Here is a 10446-nt window from a genome sequence, read left to right on the forward strand (position 1 = left end):
CCAGGTCGTGAGACGCGAAGAGCCGCGGCCTGGCGGCCGCGGCTCTTGCGACGGGACGGTCCGGTCAGTGACCGGACCGGTCGACGAGGTCGACGACCGCGAGGACCCCGTCGACGCCGATGGTGTCGCGGTCCTCGTCGGAGAACAGGACGGCGTCGAAACGGCCGAGGAGGACGGACGCCCCGTGCAGCAGTGCCGTCCCCTCCAGGACGATCGCGAGGACGCGGGTCCCGGCGCCGGGTCGTACGGAGGTGTGCGCGCGCTCGACGCGGACGCGCGCCGTCGTGCGGCCGCGCCGCACCATCACGTTGAAGTCGACGATCGGCCCGTCGAGCAGCCGGCACTCCGTGACCGCGTCACCGGGGAAGGCGAAGGGCTCGTACCGGGCGTCCACCACGTGCGGGGTCCCGTCGACCGTCAGCGCCATGCCCGGCCCGTCGACGACGGTGATGATCCTTTCGACGCCGTCGAACGCGGAGAACGGTCCGCTGTCCGCGACATCGGCGACGCTGACCCGCCACGCGAAGTCGTCGCTCCCCGCGCCCTCCGGGTGGACGGCGACCTCCGACGTCACGCCGCCGCCGTTCTTCCACGGCGCGGGTGTCCGCTCCGACGCCCGCAGAATCTGTGGTGCCATGTGGTGCCTTCTCACGTCTCGAAAAGCCGGAAACCTCCCGGGCCCGCGGGCCCGGGAGGTGTGGACGTCGACCTGGTCAGACCAGTGGGCCGGTGACCGACTCAGCGGCGGCCAGGGCGCGGCCGGAGGTGACGTACTGGACGGTCGCCTCGATCTCGGGGGCGAGCCAGCGGTCGGTGCCGGGACCGTCGACCGTCTCGCGCAGCCCGTCGCGGACCGCGGCGGTGGCCGGCGCCGGGCTCAGCGGGGCCCGCAGGTCGAGCGCGCGGGCGGCGGTGTAGATCTCCACCGCGAGGACGCGGCCGAGTCCGTCGACGGCCCGGCGCAGCTTGCGGGCGGCGGACCAGCCCATGGAGACGTGGTCCTCCTGCATGGCGCTGGAGGGGATCGAGTCGGTGGAGGCCGGTACGGCGAGCCGCTTGAGCTCGGAGACGATCGCGGCCTGCGTGTACTGCGCGATCATGTGGCCGGAGTCCACGCCCGGGTCGTCGGCCAGGAAGGCGTTGAGGCCGCGGTTGCGCGCGGGGTCGAGGAACCGGTCCGTGCGCCGCTCGGAGATCGAGGCGAGATCGGCGACCGAGATGGCCAGGAAGTCGAGCACGGCGGCCACGGGGGCGCCGTGGAAGTTGCCGTTGCTCTCCACCCGGCCGTCGAGGGTGACGACGGGGTTGTCGACGGCACTGGCCAGCTCGCGGGAGGCGACCAGCTCGGCGTGGGTGAGGGTGTCGCGGGCCGTGCCGTGGACCTGCGGCGAGCAGCGCAGCGAGTACGCGTCCTGCACGCGGGTGCACTCGGGCCCCTTGTGGCTGGCGACGATCGCCGAGTCGGCGAGCAGGGCGCGCAGGTTGCCGGCGCTGTCGCCCTGGCCGGGGTGCGGGCGCAGCGCCTGGAGGTCGGCGGCGAACACGGCGTCGGTGCCGAGCTGGCCCTCGACGCTCATCGCGACGGCGATGTCGGCCGTGCGCAGCAGGAGGCGCAGGTCGTGGGCGGCGAGGACGAGCATGCCGAGCATGCCGTCGGTGCCGTTGATGAGGGCGAGACCCTCCTTCTCCTCCAGCACGACCGGGGTGATGCCCGCGTCGGCGAGCGCCTCGGCGGCGGGCCTCCGCACGCCGTCGGCCGTGCGGACCTCGCCCTCGCCCATGACGGCGAGCGCGCAGTGGGCGAGGGGGGCGAGGTCGCCGGAGCAGCCGAGCGAGCCGTACTCGTGGACGACCGGGGTGATGCCGGCGTTCAGCAGCGCGGCGTACGCCTCCGCGGTCTGCGTCCGTACGCCCGTACGGCCCGTGGCGAGGGTGGACAGGCGCAGCAGCATCAGCGCGCGGACCACCTCGCGCTCGACCTCGGGGCCCGAGCCCGCGGCGTGCGAGCGCACCAGGCTGCGCTGGAGCTGGGCACGCAGTTCGGTGGGGATGTGACGAGTGGCCAGGGCGCCGAAACCGGTGGAGACGCCGTAATGGGGCTTGGCGTCGTCGGCGAGGGCCTGGATGACCTCGCGACTGCGGACGATTTCCTTGAGCGCCTCCGGGGCCAGTGCCACCGGGGTACCGAAACGGGCGACGGACACGACTTCGTCGGCGGAGAGCGCGCCGACACCAACAACAACGGTCATGCCCCTATGAAGCCGCAGGCGGGCGGGGGTGTGCGAGAGGTTGTGGATCAGTAGTGTCTGGGATCCAAGACATTGTCGCCGGTGAATGTCTGGGATCCCAGACGCTTGGTCGGCCTCGCCTCTGGTCTACTCTCGCCCCATGAGCATCGTCCCGGCCGCCGCGCAGGTGCTGGCCGTGCTGCGCTATCTGGCGCGGCAGGCCGCACCGGTGCCCGCGGCCGCCATCAGCCGCGACGTGGGGCTGCCCCGCTCGACGACCTACCATCTGCTCGACACCCTGGCCGCCGAGGGCTTCGTGGTCCATCTGCCGGAGGAGCGGCGCTACGGCCTCGGCGTCAGCGCCTTCGAGCTCGCCTCCGGGTACGAGCGCCAGGCGCCGTTCCAGCGGCTGGCGCGGGTGCCGCTGGCCACGCTGGTGGACCGTACCGGGCACAACGCCAACCTCGCCGTGCTGCACGGCCGCGAGGTCATCTACGTCATCGAGGAGCGCGCTCCGGGCCGGGCGCCGCTAGTCAGCGAGGTGGGGGTGCGGCTGCCGGCCCACCTGACCGCCAGCGGCCGGGCGGTGCTGGCACTGTTGCCGCCCGCGCAGGTGCGGGCGATCTTCCCGGACCGGTCCGCCTTCGTGCTGCGGCACGGCGTCGGTCCCGCGTCGCTGACGGCCCTGCGGGGCCTGCTGGCCCAGGTGCGGCGCCGGGGATACGCGACGGAGGAGGGTGAGGTCACCCCCGGCCTCTCGTCCGTCGCCGCGCCTGTGCTGGACCACCACGCCCATCCGATCGCGGGCGTGTCCGTCACCTTCCCCGGTGAGTCGGCCGACGCGTCGGAACGCGACCGGATCGCGGCTCACGTGGCGCAGACGGCGCGGGAGCTGACCCGCCGCGTGGGCGGCGTCACCGCCGTGCGGAACGGGCCGGGGCGGTGACTGCCGCGGCGCAGTCGGGGTTGTGGCACTGACCCGGGTACCAGCGGGGAACGTAGATTCCGAGACTCTTGTGCCGTCTGATCTCGCTGTGAACGGGGTGGTGGCATACCGGACAGACCTGTTCGTCCGGCGGCTTGGTCTCACCTGTGCGACTGGTCATGTCTCCACCGTAAAGCGGAAGTAAAGTCCTGAAAAGCCCTATGTGTCGCTTTGTGTTCTTCTGTGCTCTAGTGCTCCCGGGCGGGTGGCTCGCGCGGCGGATCGGGGTCGGTCGACGTGCCATGCGGCGTTCCGGGGCGGGGCGCCTGGGAATCGTCGTCGGGTTCGTGGCCGGTGGCCTCGGCGGGGCGTCGCAGGCTCAGGATGACCGAAGCCGCCAGGACCACGACGATCACGGCCAGGCTCACGGGAGAGGGGATCTCCGGCACGGAGGTGCTGAAGATCTTGTGGGACGCCTGAAGGACGAGTTTCACCCCGATGAAGGCGAGGATGATCGCCAGGCCCGTGCTCAGGTAGTGGAACCGGTCCAGCAGCCCCGACAGCATGAAGTACAGGGCACGCAGCCCCAGAATGGCGAAGGCGTTGCTCGTGTAGACGATGAAGGCGTCGTCACTGACCGCGAGCACGGCCGGGACGCTGTCCACGGCGAAGATCAGGTCGGCGGCCTCGATCGCGGCGACCACGGCCAGCAGCGGAGTCGCCACGTGCTTGCCGGCTTCCTTGACGAAGAATTTCGCGCCCGCGTATTCGTCCCGCACCGGAATGATCCTGCGCAGCAGGCGGACGGCGAAGCTCTTGCCCGGATCGAAGCTCTCGTCCTCCCCCTTGAGAATCTTGTAGGTGCTGTAGAAGAGGATGGCGGCGAAGGCGAACAGGACGGCGGTGAAGCGGCTGACCACCGCCACACCGGCGGCGAGGAAGATGCCACGGAACACCAGGGCGCCGATGACGCCGAAGAACAGGACGCGGTGCTGATAGGCGCGGGGCACCTTGAAATAGGCGAAGATCAGGGCGAACACGAAGAGGTTGTCGACCGACAGACTCTTCTCCAGCAGCCAGGCGGTGGTGTACTCCGTGCCGGCCGTCCCGCCGAGGACGAGGAAGACGACCGCGCCGAAGACCAGGGCGAGTCCCACCCACAGTCCGCTCCACGCGGCTGCCTCCTTGAACCCGATGACGTGTTCGCGGCGGTGGGCCAGCAGGTCGACGGTGAGCGATACGACCACGGTGGCGGCGAACGCTCCCCAGAGCCAGAACGGCACATCGAGCATGCGGACCTCGCGACGTTCCGTGCGGACAGAGCCCCCCTCTTACCGAGTGTGCGGCACCGGGCCATGAGCGGCACCGCGAGGGAAGGACCTCAGTACGAGCCGGGGGACGAGGCCGCCCTGTGTGTGTTCAGGATGTCGATGACCTCCTCGTCGCTCACCTGCTCGAAGTCGTCGTACCAGACGCCGACGGCGAGGAAGTCCGGCGGCTGCCGGAGGCACACGACGTCGTCGGCTTCCGCGCGCATCTCGGCGGCGGCCTCGGGGGCACCGACGGGAACGGCGAGGATCAGCCGGGCCGGGTTCAGCCGTCGGAGGTGACGGAGGGCGGCGCGTGCGGTGGCACCGGTGGCCAGGCCGTCGTCGACGAGGACCACGGTGCGGCCCTCCACGTCGGGCGTGGACCGGTCGCCCCGGTAGAGCAGGGCGCGGCGTCCCAGTTCCGCGCGCTCCCGGGCCACGTCCTGGACGAGGCGGTCCTCGCTGATGCCGAGCAGTTCCAGGGCCCGCTGGTCGAACAGGGGTGGGTCGTCGCCCACGACCGCGCCGATGCCCGTCTCCGGCCTGCCGGGAAGACCGATCTTGCGTACCACGAGCACGTCCATCGGCGCCCCGAGTGCCCGGGCGACTTCGGCGGCCACCGGCACGCCACCGCGAGGCAGTGCGAGGACGACGGCACGGGGCAGCTCGCCGTCGGACGCCCACTCCGCGAGCCGCAGCCCGAGTTCCTGGCCGGCCACCCGGCGATTGTGGAATCGCATGACCTGATGCCTGCCTCTCTCCCCCGGTGGGAACGGAACGGACACCGCCGCGTCCGGGCCCGCGCGGTGTCAGCCGGAGCGGTCGCCGCCGGCTCCTTCGCTCAGCCGGTCACGGAACCAGGCGGCGGCGACTTCGGTGACCTCTTCCAGGGCGCCGGGCTCGGGGAAAAGATGGGTGGCGCCCGGGACGACGTGGATCCGGTGGAACGGCGCGAGCCGCCGGGCAGCCTCACGATTGAGATCGAGCACCGTCTGGTCGCTGCCCCCGACGACGAGCAGGACCGGTGCGGCGACCAGGGGAAGGGCATCGCCCGCCAGGTCCGGCCTGCCTCCCCGGGACACCACGGCGAACACCGCCGCGGGCCGCTCCGCCGCCGCCAGCAGGGCGGCCGCCGCACCCGTGCTCGCCCCGAACAGACCGACGGGCAGATCGGCCGTGTCCGGCCTGCCTCCCAGCCAGTCCACGGCATCCGCCAGGCGCCGGGCCAGCAGGGCGACGTCGAAGCGATGCCGGGCCGTGGCGTTGTCCTCGCGCTCCTCGTCCTGTGTCAGGAGGTCCAGCAGCAGCGTCCCGAACCCCGCTCCGCGCAGACCGGCGGCGACCGCGCGGTTACGGGGGCTGAGCCGTGAGCTGCCGCTGCCGTGCGCGAACAGGACCATGCCCCGCGCGCCGGGGGGCACGGTGAGATCGCCGTCCAGGGTGGCGCGGTGCGAGGGCACCTTCACGGTTTCGGACGCCATGGCTGTTCATCTCCCCTGAGGCTGTCCGAGGGCCGGGAGGTCCGGGTACCCCGGCCGTGCGGCTCCGTATCCCCGGTGTCGCCCGATCCGCGGGCCCGTTCCCTTGCTGTCGAGTGCACTCCAAGTCCTAGAGTGACGCTCCCATCCGCCCCACCGACGACGGAGCACCGGCATGCGCTATCGAGTTCTCGGCAAGACCGGTATCGAGGTCAGTACCCACTGCCTCGGCACCATGATGTTCGGCGCCGTCGGCAATCCCGACCACGAGGACGGCGCGCGGATCATCCACGCCGCGCTCGACGCCGGCATCAACTTCGTGGACACCGCCGACATGTACTCGGCCGGCGAGAGCGAGGAGATCGTCGGCAAGGCGCTCAAGGGCAGGCGTGACGACGTCGTGCTCGCCACCAAGGTCCACTTTCCGCTGACGGAGGGGCGCAACCGCAGCGGCAATTCACGCCGCTGGATCCTCAAGGCCGTCGAGGACAGTCTGCGGCGCCTGGACACGGACTGGATCGACCTCTACCAGGTGCACCGTCCCGACCACACCACCGACATCGAGGAGACGCTGTCCGTCCTCGGCGACCTGGTGCGGGCGGGCAAGATCCGGACGTTCGGCTGCTCCACGTTCCCCGCGGAGGACCTCGTCGAGGCCCATCACGTGGCGGAACGCCGCGGGCTGATGCGGCTGCGCACGGAACAGCCGCCGTACTCGCTGCTCGCGCGCGGCATCGAACGGTCCGTACTGCCCACCGCGCAGCGCCTCGGCATGGGCGTGCTGACCTGGTCACCGCTCGCCTCGGGATTCCTGTCCGGCGCCTACCGCGAGGGCCGGCACGTCGACCTCACCACCGGCCGCGCCAAGCTCACTCCGCACCGCTTCGACCCCGCCGTACCGGGCAACGCGGCGAAGCTCGCGGCCGTCGAGCAGTTCGTCGCCCTGGCCGACGAGGTGGGCTGTACGCTGCCGGAACTCGCCGTCGCCTTCGTACTGGTCCACCCCGCCGTCACCTCGGTGATCACCGGGCCGCGCACCATGGACCAGCTCACCGCCCTGCTCAAGGGAGCCGACCTGCTGCTCGACGACGCGGTGCTCGACCGGATCGACGAGATCGTGGCCCCCGGCACCGATCTCTACCGGGCCGACGGCGTCTGGCAGCCGCCGTCGCTCACCGAGTCCGCCCGGCGCAGGCGCCCGGCCGGGGAACGTGCGGCCGCGGGATCCCTCGTCCCGTGAGCCGTCCCGGTGCCCGACGTCGTCACCCGGCAGCGGCGCTGCCCGCCGTGTGACGGTCGCGCAGGCGGGCGAAGGCGGTGCGCCGGGGAAGGTGCGGAAGGAAGCTCTTGATCCGCTCGGCGCATTCCCGCGGAGTCGCGGTACTGGTGTCGCACTCCAGGTCGTAGTCGCCGTGCCGGTGGACGAGGTCGTACTGGAGCGCGGCGAGGCCCACCGGGCGGTCGCCGCGCGCCCGCTCCCGGCGCGTGAGTTCCTCCGGCGGACAGTGGACGCCCACGAACAGCACGCGCTCGGGGGGCAGCACCGACAGGCAGTCGAGCAGCCGCCACGGCTCGCTGAGCACATGGTCGACGATGACGTCGTTGCCCACCTCGGCCATGGCCGCGACGGAGCGGTGAAAGCCCATCCTGGTCCGGCGCAGCGCCGTGTCGAGTTCCTCGTCGTCGAGGGCACGCTTGGTGCGCATCGCGTTGAAGCCGTCCACCGCCAGGTGGAAGAAGACCCCGTCGTCGAGGACGTCGAGCAGCTCGCGGGCGATGCTCGACTTGCCCGAACTGGACGTGCCGTTGAGGAAGATGATCCGGCCTGGCGTCATCCGGGCATGATGCCAGACGGCCGGTCGGGTCACGTGCGCAGGTCGGCGAGCACCAGGTGGTGGTCCGAGTGCGGCGTCGGGTGCACGCGGTGCCGGAGCGGGACGATGCCCCGCAGGAAGACGTAGTCGAACTTGCTCTCCCAGTCGGTGGTCGGCCGGCAGGTGCCGACGGGCGAGGGACGGCAACCGGGATCCGCGTCCGCGGCCAGTTCCCGGAACGGGTCGAGTTCGGGGGTGTCCGGCACCGCGTTGAAGTCGCCGAGCACGATGGCACGGTCGTAGCGGGCGACGGCCTCGGCGAGTACGGCGGTCTGGCCGGCCCGGACCGCTTCCTGACGCCGTTGGGCGAGGTGCGTGTCGAAGACCCGGACGGAGCGGCCGCCCACCGTCGTGGTGACGGCCAGGTACCCGCGGTCCTCGGAACCGCCGTCGGGGTACTCCACGTTGACGCGGTCCGTCATCGGTGCCGCCGACAGGAGTGCCTGGCCGAAGGCCCCCGGATTCCACGGCCACCCGCCGCAGCGTCCCCGGTTGTTCAGTACGGATCCGTACGCGACGTGGTAGACCAGCCCGTGGACGCCTTCCAGGTAGTCGCGGATCCTCTCGACGTCACGTACACACGCCTCCTGCAGACCTATGACCTGCGGCGCGTACGCGGCGATCTCCGCCGCCCGGTCGGCGTTGCTCTCGTCGCAGGGGTTGCAGATGTTCCACGTCATCACCCGGTTCGGTACGACGTCCTTGACGGCGTCGGCGCGCAGCGGCCCGGCGACGGGGCCGTCGCCCGGCGCGCTGCGGCCGACGATCAGCAGGCAGGCGATCGCCAACGCGCCCGCGAACCACCAGGTGTTCCTTCCGAGCACGATCGCCTCCTCGCTGTGCCCGCACGTGCGGTCCGACGGGTCCACGCACGAGGTTAGGCGACGGACCCGGCCGGCAACATGGGCTTCCGGTCGTTCACCCGCCCCGCGGCAGTCGGTCCACCACCAGCACGACCTCCAGGGTCCGGGGCCCGTGGACGCCTTCCACCCGGTCCAGCTCGATGTCGCTGGTGGCGGACGGGCCGGAGATCCAGGTGCTCGGGCGGGTGGGGTCGAGGCGGGGCAGGGCCTGCGGGAGGGAGGCGACGACCTGGGTGCGGGCGTCGACGACGCAGATGTGCACGTCGGGGACGAGGGTGAGGGCGCGCCGGCCCTGCCCCGGGCCGGCGTCCAGGACGACGGTGCCGGTCTCCGCGACGGCCAGGGCGCAGCCGGTGACCACGGCGTCGACGGAGTCGAGCTCCTCCGGGGTCAGGGGGACCTCGTCGAAGTGCTGCCGGGCGTCGGAGGCGGCCAGCCAGTCGCCGGGGAGGCCGGGCGGCACGACGACGCTGCGCGCGCCGTGGCCGGCGAGGAGCTCGCCGATCAGTGCCGCCAGACCCTGCCGGGTGGTGCGGTGCACGCCCGCCCGGTAGTCGGCGAGGTTCTCGTGGAGGAGATCGAGCACCGCGCCGGGGTCGTCCGGTGTGTGGCTGACCAGGTAGTCGCGCGAGACCTCGGGGGCCTCGGGCGCGTCCGCGAGGGCTCTGCGTACGCGGCCGAGGACACGGTCGCGGGAGGAGGACGGAGGGGTCATGCGTGGTTCTTCTTCCACCAGTCACGGAACGGTTCGGCGGGCATGTCCGGCAGATCACGGCTGTTGGTCCATTGGCGCGCGCCGGGTCCGGGGAGCCGCTTGGGATGCAGCTTGCGCGTCCCGGACGCGAGCCGTTCGCCGGCGGTGAGGGCGGCCGGGTGGTCGAGGAGCCAGGTCGCCGTCCTCATCGCGGCCCTCTCCAGCCGGTGCCCCTTGCCGCCCTGGTCGGCGACCTTCTCCCGCAGGTGGACCAGGACTTCGGGGATGTCGATGGCGACCGGGCACACCTCGTAGCAGGCGCCGCACAGCGTGGACGCGTACGGCAGGGAGGCGTCGATGTCGCTGCCGGTGCCCCGCAGTTGGGGGCTGAGGATGGCGCCGATCGGGCCCGGATACACCGAGCCGTAGGCATGTCCGCCGGCGCGCTCGTAGACCGGGCAGACGTTCAGGCAGGCCGAGCAGCGGATGCAGCGCAGCGCCTGGCGGCCGACCTCGTCGGCGAGGGTGTCGGTGCGGCCGTTGTCCAGCAGGACCAGGTGGAAGGTGCGCGGGCCGTCGCCGTCGGTGGTTCCCGTCCACATCGACGTGTACGGGTTCATGCGTTCGGCCGTGGAGGAGCGGGGCAGGAGCTGGAGGAAGACCTCGAGGTCGCGCCAGGTGGGGATCACCTTCTCGATGCCGACCACGGAGATCAGGGTCTCGGGCAGGGTCAGGCACATGCGGCCGTTGCCCTCGGACTCCACGACGACCAGTGTGCCGGTCTCGGCGACCATGAAGTTGGCGCCTGAGATGCCGACCTTGGCGCGCAGGAACTTCTCCCGCAGGTGCAGCCGGGCCGCCTCGGCGAGCTCGCCAGGAGTGTCCGTGAGACCGTCGGGGGCGGGGCGGCCCCACGCGCCCATCTCGGAGCGGAAGATGTCGCGGATCTCGCCCCGGTTGCGGTGGATCGCCGGCACCAGGATGTGCGAGGGCCGGTCCCTGCCCAGCTGCACGATCAGCTCCGCGAGATCGGTCTCGTAGGCGCGGATGCCCCGGGCCTCCAGCGCCTCGTTG

General features: G+C 71.9%; 11 protein-coding genes. 2 read left to right on the plus strand and 9 right to left on the minus strand.

The annotated features are described in order from the left end of the window. Positions 1-64 precede the first annotated feature (64 nt). Together IEZ05_RS27735 and hutH are read right to left on the minus strand one after the other, a co-directional pair. Positions 65-637 (minus strand): HutD/Ves family protein, encoded by a 573-nt coding sequence (locus IEZ05_RS27735; RefSeq protein ID WP_189232985.1) that lies wholly within the window; start codon positions 635-637, stop codon positions 65-67. 76 nt (positions 638-713) lie between these two features. Further along, complete coding sequence (gene hutH, locus IEZ05_RS27740; protein ID WP_189232986.1) at positions 714-2249, minus strand: histidine ammonia-lyase; 1536 nt, start codon at positions 2247-2249, stop codon at positions 714-716. A gap of 139 nt (positions 2250-2388) precedes the next feature. Here hutH and IEZ05_RS27745 point away from each other — a divergent pair, with 139 nt between their 5' ends. After that, positions 2389-3174 (plus strand): IclR family transcriptional regulator, encoded by a 786-nt coding sequence (locus IEZ05_RS27745; RefSeq protein ID WP_189232987.1) that lies wholly within the window; start codon positions 2389-2391, stop codon positions 3172-3174. Positions 3175-3401: 227 nt separating this feature from the next. Here the strand turns inward: IEZ05_RS27745 and IEZ05_RS27750 are convergent, their stop codons facing one another. The 3 genes from IEZ05_RS27750 to IEZ05_RS27760 form a co-directional block, all read right to left on the minus strand. Then, complete coding sequence (locus IEZ05_RS27750; RefSeq protein WP_189232988.1) at positions 3402-4445, minus strand: TerC family protein; 1044 nt, start codon at positions 4443-4445, stop codon at positions 3402-3404. An 89-nt stretch (positions 4446-4534) separates the two neighbouring features. Further along, entirely contained in the window at positions 4535-5203 is a 669-nt protein-coding gene (locus IEZ05_RS27755) for a phosphoribosyltransferase (protein WP_189232989.1), read from the minus strand. Between the two features lie 69 nt (positions 5204-5272). Beyond that, positions 5273-5944, minus strand: a complete 672-nt coding sequence (locus IEZ05_RS27760; RefSeq protein WP_189232990.1) for a dienelactone hydrolase family protein — start codon at positions 5942-5944, stop codon at positions 5273-5275. 172 nt (positions 5945-6116) lie between these two features. Between IEZ05_RS27760 and IEZ05_RS27765 the strand changes: the two genes are divergently transcribed. Beyond that, positions 6117-7181 carry an aldo/keto reductase gene (locus IEZ05_RS27765; protein ID WP_189232991.1) on the plus strand — a complete coding sequence of 355 codons (1065 nt, stop codon included), beginning with the start codon at positions 6117-6119 and terminating at the stop codon, positions 7179-7181. Positions 7182-7203: 22 nt separating this feature from the next. Here the strand turns inward: IEZ05_RS27765 and IEZ05_RS27770 are convergent, their stop codons facing one another. The 4 genes from IEZ05_RS27770 to IEZ05_RS27785 all read right to left on the minus strand — a co-directional run. Further along, positions 7204-7776, minus strand: a complete 573-nt coding sequence (locus IEZ05_RS27770; RefSeq protein ID WP_189232992.1) for a chloramphenicol phosphotransferase CPT family protein — start codon at positions 7774-7776, stop codon at positions 7204-7206. A 29-nt stretch (positions 7777-7805) separates the two neighbouring features. Next, positions 7806-8642: an endonuclease/exonuclease/phosphatase family protein gene (locus IEZ05_RS27775; protein WP_229869896.1), complete on the minus strand. Its 837-nt coding sequence runs from the start codon at positions 8640-8642 to the stop codon at positions 7806-7808. A 91-nt stretch (positions 8643-8733) separates the two neighbouring features. Beyond that, positions 8734-9393, minus strand: a complete 660-nt coding sequence (locus IEZ05_RS27780; RefSeq protein ID WP_189232993.1) for a LutC/YkgG family protein — start codon at positions 9391-9393, stop codon at positions 8734-8736. Next, positions 9390-10446 (minus strand): lactate utilization protein B (locus IEZ05_RS27785; protein ID WP_189232994.1); only part of this gene is annotated, 1057 nt, incomplete at its 5' end. The genes IEZ05_RS27780 and IEZ05_RS27785, both read right to left, overlap by 4 nt.

It is taken from the genome of Streptomyces flaveolus (assembly GCF_014648815.1).
Lineage (GTDB): Bacteria > Actinomycetota > Actinomycetes > Streptomycetales > Streptomycetaceae > Streptomyces > Streptomyces flaveolus.